The organism is Pseudomonas sp., from assembly GCF_040514055.1.
Taxonomy (GTDB): Bacteria; Pseudomonadota; Gammaproteobacteria; order Pseudomonadales; family Pseudomonadaceae; genus Aquipseudomonas.
In genome coordinates this window covers 56075-71131 of sequence record NZ_JBEVDL010000076.1, presented here as the reverse complement: position 1 = coordinate 71131, position 15057 = coordinate 56075, and the positions used below count along the sequence as shown (strand labels likewise).

General features: G+C 64.7%; 13 protein-coding genes. 5 read left to right on the top strand and 8 right to left on the bottom strand.

The features are described 5' to 3' along the window. Positions 1-111 precede the first annotated feature (111 nt). Both rssC and rssB read right to left on the bottom strand, forming a co-directional pair. Positions 112-594, bottom strand: coding sequence for an anti-sigma factor antagonist RssC (rssC, locus tag ABWY06_RS19880; RefSeq protein ID WP_353927308.1), 483 nt, complete (start codon positions 592-594; stop codon positions 112-114). Further along, positions 591-1775 (bottom strand): two-component system response regulator RssB, encoded by a 1185-nt coding sequence (gene rssB, locus ABWY06_RS19875; protein ID WP_353927307.1) that lies wholly within the window; start codon positions 1773-1775, stop codon positions 591-593. Before rssB ends, rssC begins: the two co-directional genes overlap by 4 nt. A gap of 213 nt (positions 1776-1988) precedes the next feature. Between rssB and ABWY06_RS19870 the strand changes: the two genes are divergently transcribed. Further along, complete coding sequence (locus ABWY06_RS19870; protein WP_353927306.1) at positions 1989-2288, top strand: PilZ domain-containing protein; 300 nt, start codon at positions 1989-1991, stop codon at positions 2286-2288. A gap of 59 nt (positions 2289-2347) precedes the next feature. Here the strand turns inward: ABWY06_RS19870 and ABWY06_RS19865 are convergent, their stop codons facing one another. Next, a complete protein-coding gene (locus ABWY06_RS19865; RefSeq protein WP_353927305.1) occupies positions 2348-3049 on the bottom strand; it encodes an MlaA family lipoprotein in 702 nt (233 codons plus the stop codon). Positions 3050-3244: 195 nt separating this feature from the next. Between ABWY06_RS19865 and pcrP the strand changes: the two genes are divergently transcribed. Beyond that, positions 3245-3970 carry an HAD superfamily inactivated hydrolase PcrP gene (gene pcrP, locus ABWY06_RS19860; protein WP_353927304.1) on the top strand — a complete coding sequence of 242 codons (726 nt, stop codon included), beginning with the start codon at positions 3245-3247 and terminating at the stop codon, positions 3968-3970. 248 nt (positions 3971-4218) lie between these two features. Then, positions 4219-4479 carry a DUF4404 family protein gene (locus ABWY06_RS19855; protein ID WP_353927303.1) on the top strand — a complete coding sequence of 87 codons (261 nt, stop codon included), beginning with the start codon at positions 4219-4221 and terminating at the stop codon, positions 4477-4479. A 53-nt stretch (positions 4480-4532) separates the two neighbouring features. Here the strand turns inward: ABWY06_RS19855 and queF are convergent, their stop codons facing one another. Then, entirely contained in the window at positions 4533-5363 is an 831-nt protein-coding gene (queF, locus tag ABWY06_RS19850) for an NADPH-dependent 7-cyano-7-deazaguanine reductase QueF (RefSeq protein WP_353927302.1), read from the bottom strand. Between the two features lie 234 nt (positions 5364-5597). Here queF and ABWY06_RS19845 point away from each other — a divergent pair, with 234 nt between their 5' ends. Next, the gene (locus ABWY06_RS19845; RefSeq protein ID WP_353927301.1) at positions 5598-6020 is read left to right on the top strand and encodes a YqaA family protein; all 423 of its coding nucleotides are present in this window, start codon (positions 5598-5600) and stop codon (positions 6018-6020) included. Positions 6021-6248: 228 nt separating this feature from the next. Here ABWY06_RS19845 and ABWY06_RS19840 read toward each other — a convergent pair whose 3' ends face one another. The 4 genes from ABWY06_RS19840 to ABWY06_RS19825 form a co-directional block, all read right to left on the bottom strand. Then, on the bottom strand, positions 6249-9317 hold the full coding sequence (locus tag ABWY06_RS19840; protein ID WP_353927300.1) for an efflux RND transporter permease subunit: 3069 nt from the start codon (positions 9315-9317) through the stop codon (positions 6249-6251). Further along, on the bottom strand, positions 9314-10345 hold the full coding sequence (locus ABWY06_RS19835; RefSeq protein ID WP_353927299.1) for an efflux RND transporter periplasmic adaptor subunit: 1032 nt from the start codon (positions 10343-10345) through the stop codon (positions 9314-9316). The genes ABWY06_RS19840 and ABWY06_RS19835 overlap by 4 nt, the downstream gene beginning before the upstream one ends. 89 nt (positions 10346-10434) lie before the next feature. Continuing rightward, positions 10435-11214: an ABC transporter permease gene (locus ABWY06_RS19830; protein ID WP_353927362.1), complete on the bottom strand. Its 780-nt coding sequence runs from the start codon at positions 11212-11214 to the stop codon at positions 10435-10437. 11 nt (positions 11215-11225) lie between these two features. Then, positions 11226-12158, bottom strand: a complete 933-nt coding sequence (locus ABWY06_RS19825) for an ABC transporter ATP-binding protein (RefSeq protein ID WP_353927298.1) — start codon at positions 12156-12158, stop codon at positions 11226-11228. Positions 12159-12578: 420 nt separating this feature from the next. Here ABWY06_RS19825 and ABWY06_RS19820 point away from each other — a divergent pair, with 420 nt between their 5' ends. Continuing rightward, the gene (locus ABWY06_RS19820) at positions 12579-15053 is read left to right on the top strand and encodes an acyl-CoA dehydrogenase (protein ID WP_353927297.1); all 2475 of its coding nucleotides are present in this window, start codon (positions 12579-12581) and stop codon (positions 15051-15053) included. Positions 15054-15057 lie beyond the last annotated feature (4 nt).

Here is a 15057-nt window from a genome sequence, read left to right as displayed (position 1 = left end):
GGACGGTGTGGCTGGGGGCGGTGTCGCGACGCATGTCGTGCGCGAGTCTGACTGTGGCATTGCCCCGGGGTCGGGGCTTCCACAGGCGGAGCCCTACGGATGTGGCGAGACTCAGTGCCGCTCGAGGGCGCTGACCAGATCACTGAAGGCTTCGCGGTTGGATTCGTTAAGGCCCATCAGGATACGGTGCGCTTCCAGCACTTTGGCCCTGACCACCTCTTCCGATTGATCCTGGGACGGCAGATCGGCCAGGCATTCCGGGCAGGGAATCGGCCGGTCGACGATATTGAACACCTGATCGAAGCCCATCGATTGCAGCAGCCGGGTGATGTCCGGGTGAATGGTGACCAGGGTCGGCAGCAGGCCGATTTTCTGCCGCGAGAGAATCGACAGCTTGGCCAGCAAACCCAGGGTGGTGCTGTCGATACTGCGGGTTTCCGTCAGATCGATCACGATCGCCGAAAAATTCAGGGCAGTGAAGATACGTTCGATGGTCGAGTCCAACGCCGAACAGAGCGTCAGACGCACTTCGCCGACAAACTTCAGTACAAAAGTACCGCTTTGCTCGGCGAACTGGATTTTACCCGTACTCATGCAAGGTTCCTGCTCAACACCAGCAAGGCAATATCATCCGGCATTTCCCCGATCTCGGCCAGGCCCAATACCTTGCGCAGGCCATCGAGGGTGCCACCGGCAGTGCAGACCAATTCTGGTAGCACCGCTTCTTTCTCTTTGAGTGTATCGCCCGGCAAAAGGTCCAGGATACCGTCGGAGAGCAGCGTCAGACTGAAGGACTCCGGCAGCGCCATCTCCTGATCGGCGTAAGTAGCACCGGTGAACAGGCCGACCGGCAGGCCACGCCCCTCCAGGTACCGCGCCTGCCCCTCGCTGTAGAGCACGGGCAACGGCAGATGGCCGCCAATGCTGTACGTCAAAGTGCCCTGGGACTCGTCGATGACGCCGCCCAGCATGGTGACGTGCTTGCCCAGCTTGCAATTGATCAAGCCACGGTTGATATGGCCCAGCACGTCCGAGGGTTTGAACACCGGCAAACGGCCGCCGCGCCGCGACTCGTACAGCAGGCGCGTGGTCATGAATTTCAGCAGTACGGTGACGAAGGCGGACGAGGCCCCGTGGCCCGACACGTCCGCCAGATAGAACGCCACCCGATGATCGTCCACGCGAAAATAGTCGACGAAGTCCCCGGACAAATACAGCGACGGAATGATCTGGTGGGCGAAACGCAGGCCATCGGCAGCCCAGGGCGTTACCGGCAGCATATTCATCTGCACCTGGCGGCCGGCGTTCTGGTCTTCCTGCAACAGGTGCAAGCTGGCCTGCAACTCGCGGTTGGCCACTTCCAGCTTTTCCCGGTAGCGCTGGTTTTCCAGCCGTAGATGGGCGCGATCCAGCGCACGGCGCACCGAATGCTCGAGCACCGCCAGGTCTTCCAGGGGTTTGATCAGGTAGTCGGCGGCGCCCAGGCGCAAAGCCTCCACCGCGTCGCTCATCACGCCGGCGCCGGAGACCACGATGACTGGTGTATCGACACCCAGCGCGTTGATCCGACGGATCAGCTCCAGGCCATCGACCTGCGGCATGCGCAGGTCACAGACGACCAGGTCGGGGTGCTCGCGTTCGAAGACTTCGAGCCCCTGCAGGCCATTGCAGGCTTGCAGGACGGTGAAACCACTGTCTTCCAAATAGGCCGCGAGACTTGCGCGTACCACTTCGTCGTCATCGATAATCAGCAGCGTGGCACTGGGATTGTGCATGGGGTACCAGGCATAACGGCGCCAGAGAAGTTGACAAAAGCGTCAGACCTTCAGGCCAGAGCGCGCGGACGAGTTAGCTTCAAGGCGCAGACGGTACTCCCATCCGCGTGGCGATTCAAGGGTGTGCCGATCGTCGACAGGCGCCTTTACACCTTAAATCCGCGGAGGTTATAAGACATGGGGAAGCGCCTATAAAACAAGAGGACTGTGTCCATGAGTCAGAACGATCGCGATTACAGTGAGAAACGCGATTACATCCGTATGCGCCTGGAAGCTCCCGTTACCTTGCACCACGCCGGCCGAGAGATCTCGGCGCTGTGCCTCGACCTGTCGAGTACGGGCATGCAGCTCGAAGCCCAGAGTCGTGTCAACCTGGGCGACAAGGTACGCGTGCATATCGCATCGGACCACAATGAACTCAAGGGACTGGAGGCCGAGGCCGAGGTGGTGCGCGTCAGCGATCTGGACGATGGACGTCAGTCCCTGGGCCTGGCGATCCTGTCGATGACCTGAGGTATTGTTCACCCACCAAAAAGGCGCCCTAGGGCGCCTTTTTTATGGCCGCAGCGGGATCAGAAATCGTCCTCGACCTGCCCATCCTTGACCCGGAATTCGCGGTTCTGCAGGTAGGCGTTACGGATAAACAGGTATTTGTCACCGCTCACCATCTTCTCGGCCGACAGCAGGCTGGCGCGCATGTCGATCAAGTCCACAGCGCGGGTGACATTGCGCGTCGGTATATGGCCCATATAGGGGTAGGGTTCGAGCATGCCATCGGGTATCTTGCCCGCCGCATCGCGCACGGTGCTGGGCCCCATGAAGGGCAACACCACATAAGGTCCGCTGCCCAAACCCCAGGCGCCCAGGGTCTGGCCGAAATCTTCATCGTTACGCGGCAGCCCCATGCGATTGGCCACGTCGAAGAAACCCAGCACGCCAAAGCTGGTATTGAACAGCAGGCGGCTGGTGTCGATACCGGCATGCCGGAACTTGCCCTGCAACAGGTCGTTGCTCAGGTTGCCGACGTCACCGATGTTGGCGAACACGTTGTGGATACCGTCTTCGAGGAACTCGGGGGTGACCCATTGGTAACCCTGTGCCACCGGCTTGAGCGCATAGGTGTCGAGGGTGTCGTTGAAGGTGAAGATCGCCCGATTGAAGCCCTCCCAGGGGTCTTCCTCCGCGGCTTGCGCGACCACCGGCAGCAGCGCCAGGCTGGCACAGGTCAGCACTCGACTCACACGGCAGAGCCAGTTAGCACCTATCACACGCATCGCAGTTTCTCCTGGGGTACTGGGGAATGGCGCCGCAGCGCACGCCATCAAAGGGTTGCAGTATAAAGCCATCACCGCGCTTTAGGCAGCCCGTCGAACCATCGACCACAGCGCCCGCTGGGCGCCTTCACCCGGCTGTCATGCGCCTGTCATGGCGCTTCTTTAGCCTCGGTGCATCTTTCAGGGAAGACCACCATGCCCAGTACGCTGCCCGCCCCCCGCCGCTTTTCCGCCGTGCTGTTCGGCCTCAGCGGTTGCCTGGTGGATTTTGGCGCACGCACCCTGCCCGAGGCCGTACGCCGGCTGCGGCCGAACCTCGCCGGCAATCTGCCGGGCGACTGCCCACCCAGCGCAGCGCTGGGGCAGGTACCGGTAGCCGGAGAGCTGCAGTGCCTCGAGCAGGCCCTGGCGGAAAGTGCCGCCGCGCATGCCGAAGCCACCCCTGGCGCCCTGGCCCGCCTGGCACACCTGCATGCCCAGGGCGTGCCGTGCGCCTGGCTCAGCGAACTGCCCGCCGACGCCAGTCGGCGCCTGGCCGATCCGTTGCCGAGCTGGCTGCCCGCCGCGTTCAGCAGCCGACCCCGCCCCTGGCCCGCGCCTGACGCCTGCTGGCAAGCGTTGGCCGGCCTCGAGGTCGACACGCTGGAAGGGGTGGTACTGGTCAGCGGCGAACCGCGCCTGTTGCAGGCCGGCTTGAATGCCGGCCTGTGGACGGTCGGCCTGGCGGTGTGCGGCCCCCTCTGTGGCCACGGACCGGGCGACTGGCAGGCGCTGGCACCACGCGCCCGTGAACGCCTGCGGGCCGACGCGACCCTGGCCCTCTACCGCCTGGGGGTGCATTCGGTGATCGATCATCTGGACGAGCTGGCACCGGGGCTCGACGACCTGGCCGCCCGCCGCCTCAGCGGGGAAAAACCCTAGGCCTGCATCAAGCAACAAACCGCTTTGATCGTTCCCATGCTCCGCATGGGAATGCCGCTTTGCCGCTTTGTAGGGTGGACAAGTTCTTGCTTGTCCACCGCAGCGGTGCGGATGCGTCGCTGGCGTCTGCCGCCAACTTGATCCCGGTCAGGCAAAGCGGCGGCACTTGGCTTACCCTTTGGAACAGGCAATGGACCTTTAGCCGACAGCCCGGGTCCATGTCTGGCAATCCATCGAGGGAGAATCGTATGCCTGACCTGCAACAGCAACTGGACGCCTTGCGTGAACAGCTGGCCCTGGACCTCCCCTTAAGTGAGGCGGAGCGGACATCCCTCTACGGGCTGACCCAGGAAATCGAACTGCAGTTGGCGCGCGAAGCGGCCGCGACGCCTGATGCCTCGCTAGTCGACGGGGTCAACCTGGCGATCGAACAATTCGAAGCCAAGCATCCAACCCTGGCCGGCACCCTGCGCAATATTTTGCAGAGCCTGGCCAATATGGGTATCTGAACCACGCCGGCCGCGCCTCGCCAGCCGCGCCTCGCTGGCCACGGTCGACGCCGTTACTGGCGAACCAGGCGGCGGTTGTCCGCGGCGATCGCCCGGCTGCTGCGGTAAGGGTTGATGTCCAGGCCACCCCGGCGCACGTAACGCGCATAGACCGTCAGGTACTCGGGTTCGAGCAGACGCTGCAGGTCGAGGAAAATGCGCTCCACGCACTGCTCGTGAAAATCCGCATGCTGGCGAAAGCTCACCAGGTAGGCCAGCAGGCTGGCCGGGTCCAGGGCGGCGCCTCGGTACTGCACCACCACACTGCCCCAGTCGGGCTGGCCGGTGACCGGGCAGTTGGATTTGAGCAGGTGGCTGTGCAGGCTCTGCTCGACGGTCTGCGTGCGGTCGCAACGCAACAGCTCGGGCCGCGGGTGTTCATAGCTGTCGACCTGCACGTCCAGATCATCGATACAGCTGCCCGGCAAGGCGCTTATGCCCTCCTCGGCCACCGCCTGCAAGCTGCGCACCCGCACCCCGACCGCCTTGCCCGCCGCCGCGGACAGGTCGCGCTGCAGCACGGCCAGCAACGCGGCGCTGTCGGCAAACACCGTCTGGTTCAGCGAATTCAGGTAGAGCTTGAACGACTTGGACTCGATGATGTTCGGCGACTCCGCGGGAATGGCGAATTCACCGATGGCCACCACCGGTTTGCCGGAGGGCAGCAGCCAGGACAGCTCGAAGCAGTTCCAGAAATCCACGCCCTGGTAGGGCAAGGTCTCGGCGGTCAGGCCCAGCTCGGCCCATTTCGCCGCCCGCGGAATGGGGAACAGCAGTTCGGGGCTGTAGGTGCTGATGTAGGCGCTGGACTTGCCCAGCGGCGAATGCTCGGCTGCGGGATGCATGTGGGGTAAACCTGATAGTCGAAATGCGGCAAGTGTATACAGATTCCCTGCTGGATTCAGCCACAGCCCCCTGCACCGCCGAGCAAAGCCTTGCCCTCACACCCTGGGTTGGCGACCATGGGCGCCGCCGCCCTGCCCTGGACTCCCGCATGCTTGCGCTGTTCGCTGCTCCCCCCGCTGCGTTGCCCACCCGACGGCAACACCCGCCTTACCTACAGCCGGAGCGAGGCTAAGGTGTCGGCTTACCTGGGCCTGTTTTTCGCCGCCCTGATCGCCGCCACGCTGCTGCCCCTGCAGTCCGAAGCGCTGCTGGTCGGCTTGCTGCTCGGCGGCGCCTATCCGCTCTGGGCGCTGCTGCTGGTGGCCACCGTCGGCAATGTGCTGGGCTCGCTGATCAACTGGCTGCTGGGGCGTTCGCTGGACCGCTTTCGCCAGCGCCGTTGGTTCCCCTTCGATGACCGGCAGCTGGCGCGGGCGCAACGGGCCTATGGGCGCTACGGGCATTGGTCGCTGCTCTTGAGCTGGCTGCCTCTGGTGGGCGATCCGCTGACCCTGATCGCCGGCCTGATGCGCGAACCGCTGTGGCGCTTCCTGCTATTGGTGACCCTGGCCAAGGCGGCCCGTTATGCCGTGCTGGCGGCACTGACCCTGGGCTAGGGACCACCGGCACCCTGCCACACTGCTGTCACACCTTGTGGAGGTGAAACCTGTGGGAGGCGCGCCCTCGCGCCGAAGGGGGTTGGGTTATTTGGGTGCTGCGCATGGATCAGCCCACCAGGGCTTCGGACCGAGGGTGGGCTTCCTACAAGGTGGTAGGGGGTGATCATTCCCTGCCGAGTGCCGCGCTTGCGCACGGTTTCCCAATACCCTGGTGCGCCGTAGCCCTCAGGCCAGGGCAGGTTCGTCGCGCAATGCCGGCAGCGGTCGCCAGCGGCGCAGCAACAGGTACAGGGTGGGGATCACGAACAGGGTGAAGAAGGTCCCCACCAGCAACCCGCCGACTATCACCAGGCCGATTTGCTGACGGCTTTCCGCGCCGGCGCCGCTGGCGATCGCCAGCGGCAACGAGCCCAGCACCATGGCCCCGGTGGTCATCAGGATCGGCCGCAAGCGCTGCACCGAGGCGTCGATGACCGCGTCGCGCAGGCTTTCGCCGTTACGCAGCAGGTTGTTGGCGAACTCGACGATCAGGATGCCGTGTTTGGTGATCAAGCCGATCAGGGTCACCAGCCCCACTTGGGAATAGATATTCAGGGTGCCGCCGAATAGGTTCAGGGCCAGCAGCGCGCCGGCCATGGACAGCGGCACACTGAACAGGATGATCAAGGGGTCGACGAAACTCTCGAACTGCGCCGCCAGCACCAGGAAGATAAACACCAGGGCCAGGGCGAAGATCAGCGCGATGCCCGAACTGGCCTCGCGAAAATCCCGCGAAGTGCCGGTAAAGTCGTACTGGGTATCGGCCGGAAAGACCTGGCGGGCGTTGCTCTCCAGATGCGCCAGCACCTCGCCCAGGGTAAAGCCGGCACCGACGTTGGCGCTGACGGTGACCGCGCGCAGCTGGTTGAAGTGATTGAGCTCGCGGGGCGCCACGGATTCGCGCACCTCGATCAGGTTGGACAACTGCACCATATTGCCGCTGCGCCCACGCACGTAAACCCGTTCCAGGTCCGAGGGGTTGCTGCGGTCCACGCCCGCCAGCTGCACACGCACGTCGTACTGCTCGCCGTTCTGCTTGAAACGCGTGACCTGGCGGCTGCCGAACAGGCTTTCGAGGCTACGGCCGATCGCCGCCACGTCGGTGCCGACCGCCACCGCCTGCTCGCGATTGACCTCGATCTTCAACTGCGGGGTATTGAGTTTCAGGTCACTGTCGAGGCTTTCCAGGCCCGGGTACCCGCGCACCTGGGTCAACAGGCGCTCGACATACTGCTGCAACTCGGCGTACTCCAGGGACGAGCGAATCACCAGGTTCACCGGCTGGTTGCGCGCGCTCTGCCCCAAGGGCGGACGGTTGACCGGAAAGGCCTTCAGGCCGGCGATGTCCTGCAACTTGGGCAACAGCGCATTGCGGATCTCGAACTGGCTGCGGTCACGCTCCGCCCAGTCCTTGAGCTTCATAAAGGAGATGCCCTGGGCCACGGTGGGGAACCCGGCGACCACCAGGTAGCGGTCGACCTCCGGCACGCTGGCGTACGCCGCCTCCAGCTCGCGGGCGTAGCGGCTGGTGTAATCCAGCGTGGCACCGTCCGGCCCATTGAGGATGCCGATCACGGTGCCGGTGTCCTCGGTGGGCGCCAGTTCGGATTTCAGGCCACTGAACAGCCAGGCGCACGCCAGGAACACCAGCAGCAACGCCACCAGCACCAGCGCCCAGGTGGCCAGGGCTCGCCCCAGCATGCGCCGGTAGCCGCGGGTGATCCCGTCCAGCCCCGCCTCGATCGCCAGGTAGAGGCGGTTATGTCGCGCCGCCGGCTGATGCGCCTTGAGCAGCAGGCCACACATCATGGGGGTCAGGGTCAACGCCACGAAACCCGACACCAGCACCGCACCGGCCAGGGTCCAGGCGAACTCGGTGAACAGCTTGCCGGCGGTGCCCTGCATAAAGCCAATGGGGGCGAACACCGCCGCCAGGGTCAGGGTCATGGCGATCACCGCAAAGGCGATCTCGCGGCTGCCCTTGAGCGCCGCCTGAAATGGCGAGAGACCGCCCTCGATATGCCGGTGGATGTTCTCCAGCATGACGATGGCATCGTCCACCACCAGGCCGATCGCCAACACCATGGCCAGCAGTGTCAGGGTGTTGATGCTGAACCCCATCAGCGCCATCAGCGCGAAGGCGCCGATCAGCGACACCGGGATGGTCACCAGCGGGATCAGCGTCGCGCGCAGCGAACGCAGGAAAATAAAGATGATCAAGATAACCAGGGCCACCGCTTCCCAGATGGTGACGTAGACGTTATCGATGGATTCGCGGATAAACAGCGAATTGTCGCTGGCCACTTCCATCTGCATGCCCTCGGGCAGCAGCGCACGTATCTCCGGCAGTGCCTCGGCCAGGCCATCGGCAATGTCCAGCGGGTTGGCGGTGGCCTGCTTGATCAGGCCCAGGCTGACCGCCGGCCGGCCCTTGTAGCGCACCACGCTGCGCTCGTCGGTGGCGCCGAGTTCGGCGTGGCCGACATCCGCCAGGCGCAGCAGGTAGCCGCGGGAATCGTCGAGAATCAGCTCGTTGAATTGCTCCACGGTTTGCAGGTCGGTCTCGGCCAGCACCGTGAACTCGCGCTGGGCCGACTCGATGCGCCCGGCCGGAATCTCGACGTTTTCCCGGCGCAAGGCCGCCTCGACGTCCTGCACCGTGAGGTTGTGTGCGGCGAGTTTCTCCGGATCGAGCCAGATCCGCATGGCGAAGGTTCGCGCGCCGCGCACCTGCACCTCGGAGACCCCGGACAGGGTCTGCAGGCGATCCTTGATCACCCGCTCCAGCAGGTCGGTGATGGCCATCGCCGAGTGCTGGTCACTGTAGAACGCCAGCCAGATCACCGGCTGGGCGTCGGCCTCGACCTTCTGCACCAAGGGCTCGTTGATCTCGTCCGGGAGCAAGCCGCGGACGCGACCCAGGCGATCGCGCACGTCGTTGGCCGCTTCGTCCGAGTTAGTGCCCAGACGAAATTGCGCGGTGATCTGGGTGTTTTCCCCGCGGCTGATGGAACTGACGAAATCCAGCCCCTCGATGCCGGACAACACGTCCTCGACCGGCTGCGCTACCTGGGACTCCATGATTTCCGGGCTCGCGCCGGGGTAGACCACGGTCACGGTGACGATCGGCACGTCGATATTGGGGTACTCGCGCACTTTCAGGCGCTGATAGGCCATCAACCCGACCAGCACCACGATCAGCGACAGCACCGTGGCGAACACCGGTCGACGGATACAGACCTCCGACAGCCTCACGCACCCGCCCCCGCGGGCTTGGTGCGCACCGCCATGCCCGCCTTGACCTTCTGCCAGCCCGCGCTGATCAGCGTGTCGCCCGGTTTCAGCCCTTCGCGCACCTCGACCTGGCCGGCCTGACGCCGACCCAGCTGGATTTCCCGCACCGCCACCTTGCCGTCGACCACCAGGCTCACCCAGTGCTTGTCGCCCACCGGCATCACCGCTTCCTCGGGGATCAGCAAGGCCTGCGGGCGTTCGGCGAGGATCACCGAGACCCTGACGAACTGCCCGGGTTTAAGGCGCTGCCCCGGGTTGGGCAAGCTGGCCCGCACCAGCTGGCTGCGTCCGACTTCGTCGAGGCGCGGGTTGATCGCGGCGATCCGACCGACGAAGGTTTCGCCGGGGTAACTGTCGAGGGTCACCTCCAGGGTCTGGCCCAGGCGGATCTGGCGGACCGCCTTTTGCGGGATGCGAAAATCCACCTTGAGCGGATCCAGCACTTCCAGGTTGACCACGTCCTGGCCGACATTCAGGTAGTCGCCGGGGCTGACCTGGCGCAACCCCAGCACGCCGGCAAAGGGCGCGCGCACCTGGCTTTTGTCCAGGCGCGCCTGGGACAGGCTCAGGCTGGCGCGGGCGGCCTGTTGCTCAGCCCGCGCCTCGTCGAGGGCCTGGGCATTGCTGGCGCCACGGGTGAACAGCAACTGGGCGCGGGAGAAGTTCTTTTCCGCCAGGTTCAGGTTGGCTTGCGCCAGGGTCAGTTCGGCGCGGGCGATGGCGTCGTCGAGGCCGAGCAACAGGGCACCCGCCTCGACCGGCTGGCCCTCGCGGATGCTCAGGCGATCGACCCGTCCGGCGATCTCCGCGCGGATCATCACCGACTCGTCGGAACGCAGGGAGCCGAAGGTGATGAGTTCGTCGCGCACCCGCGCCACGCTTGGTTGCACCACTTCCACCAGCGGCCCAGGGGCGTCCTGCGCCGGGGCGGTCAGTACGCACGACAGCAGGCAGATGGCCAGGAAACCTTGGTGGGCGCGACGCGACATAGGCAACCTCATATTGTCCAGAGGTCGAGTCTAACGGCAGGTCTGGTTCGACTCAGCCGTCGAAGATGTTTCCCTATGTGTAAACCCGGCTACTGGCGCATGCCGCGGCCGCTGACCAACAAGCGGATGCAGAAGACATAGAGCAAGGCGGTGGCCACCAGCATAAAGCCGATGGCGACGCCGATGCGGATGTCGGACACCCCGAGTATGCCGTAACGAAAGGCGTTGACCATGTGCAACACCGGGTTGGCCAATGACACGCTCTGCCAGAACGGCGGCAGCAGGCTGATGGAATAGAACACCCCGCCCAGGTAGGTCAGGGGTGTCAACACAAAGGTCGGGATGATCGAAATATCGTCGAAATTGCGCGCGTAGACCGCGTTGACGAAGCCGGCCAGGGAAAAGATGGTGGCGGTCAGCAGCACCACCAGCACGGTGATCCCCAGGTGGTGCACCTGCAGGTGGGTAAAGAACAGCGACAACAGAGTGACGATCAGCCCTACCGCCAGGCCACGCAGGATGCCGCCGGTGACGTAGCCGAGCAGGATGGTGTGCGGCGAGACCGGCGAGACCATCAGCTCCTCCACCGAACGTTGGAACTTGCTGCCGAAGAAACTCGACACCACGTTCCCGTAGGCGTTGGTGATCACCGACATCATGATCAGCCCCGGGACTATGTACTCCATGTAACTGAAGCCGCCCATGTCGCCGATCTGCCGGCCGATCAGGTTACCGAAGATGACGAAGTACAGGACCATGGTGATGGCGGGTGGCAGCAAAGTCTGCGGCCAGATACGGGTGAAGCGCCGGACCTCGCGGTAGACGATGGTGCGCAGCGCCACCAGGTTGGCGGCGAACTCGGAGTTCAGGTAGTTCTCGTTCATATGGCCACCTTCGCCAGGTTTTTCTCGACCAGGGACACGAACAGCTCCTCCAGGCGATTGGTCTTGTTGCGCAGGCTGAGCACCTCGATCTGCTGCAGGGCCAGCTGGCGGAACAGCTCGGTGACGCCCTGGCTCTTGTCCACCTGCACCTCGAGGGTGTGATGATCGAGCAGCTGCGATGGATAACCGCTCAGTTGCGGCGGGATCAGCAGCGACTCCTTGAGGTCCAGCAGAAACGTCTCGACATGCAGCTTCTTCAGCAACTCACGCATGCTGGTGTTCTCCACGATGCTGCCGTGGTCGATGATGCCGATATTGCGGCACAGCTGCTCGGCCTCCTCCAGGTAGTGCGTGGTGAGGATGATGGTGATGCCTTTCTGGTTCAGTTCGGTGAGAAAGGACCACATGGAGCGGCGCAGCTCGATATCGACGCCGGCGGTGGGTTCGTCGAGGATCAACAGGCGCGGTTGATGCACCAGGGCCCGGGCGATCATCAGGCGGCGCTTCATGCCGCCGGACAGTTCCCGCGACGGCGAGTCGCGTTTGTCCCACAGGCCCAGCTGCGTCAGGTACTCCTCGGCGCGCGCCTTGGCGATGCGCGGCGGAATGCCGTAGTAGCCGGCCTGGGTGACCACGATATCGAAGCACTTTTCGAACTGGTTGAAATTGAATTCCTGCGGCACCACGCCCAGGCAGCGCTTGAGCGCTGCTGGCTGGCGATCCAGGTCATGGCCGAACACCGAAACCGATCCGCTGGTCTTGGTTACCAGGGTCGAGAGGATGCCGATGGTGGTGGATTTGCCGGCCCCGTTCGGGCCGAGCAATGCGAAGAAATCACCCTCGGCCACGTCCAGGTCGATGCCCTTGAGGGCCTGAAAACCGTTGCCGTAGGTCTTGGTCAGCTGCCGAATGGACAGAGCGGAACTCATAAGAAATGCACGCACCCAGAGGAAGACGAAAGGAAGATATGGAGGTGGTGGGCCGGCAATGCAAGAGCGCACTGTGCACCCGACGGGTCAGGGCCACGCGCCGGCGGCCGTCCACGAGCACCGATCAAAGGTCGACAGCCTACCATTCCCAACAAGGGCGGACAGTCATCTCCATCGATGTCTACTATCAAGCCTGCGCATGTCCTAGGCCGCAGGTATAACGAACTCCCCGAGCGATGAGTGGTCCCTTACGCAGCAGCAGTCTGGTTTCGACTGCCCCTTAACCCTCGACCCGGTCTCTTGGCCCTTGCCGGCACCACGGCAGGCGTGTCATGGGCCACGCCTTCTCCCACCGCTGTTCGCCGTGGGCTATTTATTCGCGTGACGGCCGCTGCCTCGCCGTCCTCATGGAGGATTACCATGCTGTTGATCTGGTTACCGCTGTTGCTGCTGGGGGTCGCCTACCTGGCGCATCGCCGCATCGCGCCCTTGCCGGCCCTGGCGATCGTCGCCGTCTACCTGCTGGCCATGGGCAGCCTCAGCGAGGCCCCGGGCTGGCTGCTGGTGCTGCTCTGGGCCCTGTGGCTGGCGGTGACCCTGACCCTGGTGTTGCCGGAGGCGCGTCGCAAGCTGTTCACCGCCCCGCTGTTCGCCTGGTTCCAGCGGGTGCTGCCGCCCATGTCGGAGACCGAACGCGACGCCATCGAAGCCGGCACGGTCTGGTGGGATGGTGAGCTGTTCAGCGGTCGGCCGAACTGGGACACGCTGCTGGCCTACCCCAAGGCGCAACTCACCGCCGAAGAGCAGGCCTTTATCGACGGCCCCACCGAGACCCTCTGCGCCATGGTCAGCGACTGGGACATCGGCCAGCGCATGGACCTGCCCCCCGAGGCCTGGAGCTATATCAAGGAACAGGGCTTCTTTGCCCTGATCATCCCCAAGGAGTTTGGCGGCAAGGGCTTTTCCGCCTATGCCCACTCCCAGGTGGCGATGAAACTGGCCACCCGCAGCGGTGACCTGGCCTCCACCGTGATGGTGCCCAACTCGCTCGGCCCGGCCGAACTGCTGCTGCACTACGGCACCGACCAGCAGCGCCAACACTACCTGCCCCGCCTGGCGCGCGGCGACGATATCCCCTGCTTTGCTTTGACCGGCCCCTTGGCCGGCTCCGACGCGGGCGCCATGCCGGACACCGGGATCATCTGCAAGGGCCAGTGGCAGGGCGAGGAAGTACTGGGGCTGCGCCTGAACTGGGAAAAACGCTATATCACCCTGGGCCCGGTGGCGACATTGCTCGGCCTGGCGTTCAAGGCCTATGACCCGGACCACTTGCTCGGTGACGAAGAGGACCTGGGCATCAGCCTGGCGCTGATTCCGACCGAGACAGCGGGGGTGGAGATCGGCCGTCGCCACCTGCCGCTGGGCGCGGCCTTTATGAACGGCCCTAACTCGGGCAAGGACGTCTTCGTCCCCCTGGACTACCTGATCGGTGGCCAGGCGATGCTCGGCAAGGGCTGGATGATGCTGATGAATTGCCTGTCGGTGGGGCGTTCCATCTCCCTGCCCGCGGTGGGCACCGGCGCCGCCAAGTTCACCAGCCTGGTGACCGGCCAGTACAGCCGCGTGCGCGAGCAGTTCAACGTGCCACTGGCGGCCTTCGAGGGCATCCAGGAAGCGTTGGCGCGTATCGGCGGCAACGCCTGGCTGATGGACAGCGCGCGCATCCTCACCGCCAACGCGGTGGACCTGGGGGAAAAGCCCTCGGTGCTGTCGGCGGTGCTCAAGTACCACCTGACCGAACGCGGGCGCGAATGCATCAGCCACGCCATGGACGTGCACGGCGGCAAGGGCATCATCCTCGGCCCGAACAACTACCTGGGCCGCTCCTGGCAGGGCGCGCCGATTTTTATCACCGTGGAAGGGGCCAATATCCTCTCACGCAACCTGATGATCTTCGGCCAGGGCGCGATCCGCTGCCATCCTTATGTACTCAAGGAAATGGCCCTGGCCAGCCGACCCGACCAGGATCAGGCGCTGCTGGAATTCGACGCGCTGCTGCTGCAGCATATCGGCTTCGCCGTCAGCAACGCCGCCAGCTCGCTGTTGTTGAGCCTGAGCTTCGGCTTGTTCGGCGCGGCGCCGGGCGACCGCGTCAGCCGCCCCTACTTCCGTGCGCTCAACCGCCTGGCGGCGGCCTTCGCCATGCTGGCGGACATGAGCATGATGCTGCTGGGCGGTGAACTGAAACGCCGCGAGCGCCTCTCGGCGCGTCTGGGCGACGTGCTCAGCCACCTGTACCTGGCATCCGCGGCCCTCAAGCGCTACCACGACCAGGGCAGTCCGGAGCACCTGCAACCGCTGCTCGACTGGGCCATGGAAGAAAGCCTGGGCAAGGCCGAACAGGCGCTGGACGCACTGCTGGCGAATTTCCCCAACGCCCTGATCGGCGGACTGCTACGGGTCCTGGTGTTCCCCTTCGGCCGCCGTCACGCCGGGCCCTCGGACGCCCTCGACGCCGAGGTGGCGGGTATTCTGGGACGCAAACGCGGCGACCCCGCGCTGGAGGAACTGCTGACCGGTTGTTTCCGCCCGCAACAAACGGAGGCAGTGGCCGGCGATACGGTGGCCGGCGACCCGGTGGCGGCACTGCAGTACGCCGTCGACCAGCTGGACGCGGTGCAGCCCTTGCAGAAAAAACTGCACAAGGCGGTGCGCGACCAGGTGCTGCAGCCCGCCCCGGGCGAGCCCTTGCTGGCGGCCGCCCTGCGCCAGGGCCTGCTCACGGCCGATGAAGCCGAACGCCTGGGCGCCGCCGAAGCGGCCCGACGCGTCGTCATCGACGTCGACGACTTTGACCCCGAAGTGCTGCAACTGGCGGCCGGCAAGGTGCGTTAGGGCT

What these genes read in the sequence shown, in the direction of transcription:
- rssC (WP_353927308.1), bottom strand. Translation starts at nt 594, where the DNA reads ATGAGTACGGGTAAAATCCAGTTCGCCGAGCAAAGCGGTACTTTTGTA.
- rssB (WP_353927307.1), bottom strand. Translation starts at nt 1,775, where the DNA reads ATGCACAATCCCAGTGCCACGCTGCTGATTATCGATGACGACGAAGTG.
- ABWY06_RS19870 (WP_353927306.1), top strand. Translation starts at nt 1,989, where the DNA reads ATGAGTCAGAACGATCGCGATTACAGTGAGAAACGCGATTACATCCGT.
- ABWY06_RS19865 (WP_353927305.1), bottom strand. Translation starts at nt 3,049, where the DNA reads ATGCGTGTGATAGGTGCTAACTGGCTCTGCCGTGTGAGTCGAGTGCTG.
- pcrP (WP_353927304.1), top strand. Translation starts at nt 3,245, where the DNA reads ATGCCCAGTACGCTGCCCGCCCCCCGCCGCTTTTCCGCCGTGCTGTTC.
- ABWY06_RS19855 (WP_353927303.1), top strand. Translation starts at nt 4,219, where the DNA reads ATGCCTGACCTGCAACAGCAACTGGACGCCTTGCGTGAACAGCTGGCC.
- queF (WP_353927302.1), bottom strand. Translation starts at nt 5,363, where the DNA reads ATGCATCCCGCAGCCGAGCATTCGCCGCTGGGCAAGTCCAGCGCCTAC.
- ABWY06_RS19835 (WP_353927299.1), bottom strand. Translation starts at nt 10,345, where the DNA reads ATGTCGCGTCGCGCCCACCAAGGTTTCCTGGCCATCTGCCTGCTGTCG.
- ABWY06_RS19825 (WP_353927298.1), bottom strand. Translation starts at nt 12,158, where the DNA reads ATGAGTTCCGCTCTGTCCATTCGGCAGCTGACCAAGACCTACGGCAAC.
- ABWY06_RS19820 (WP_353927297.1), top strand. Translation starts at nt 12,579, where the DNA reads ATGCTGTTGATCTGGTTACCGCTGTTGCTGCTGGGGGTCGCCTACCTG.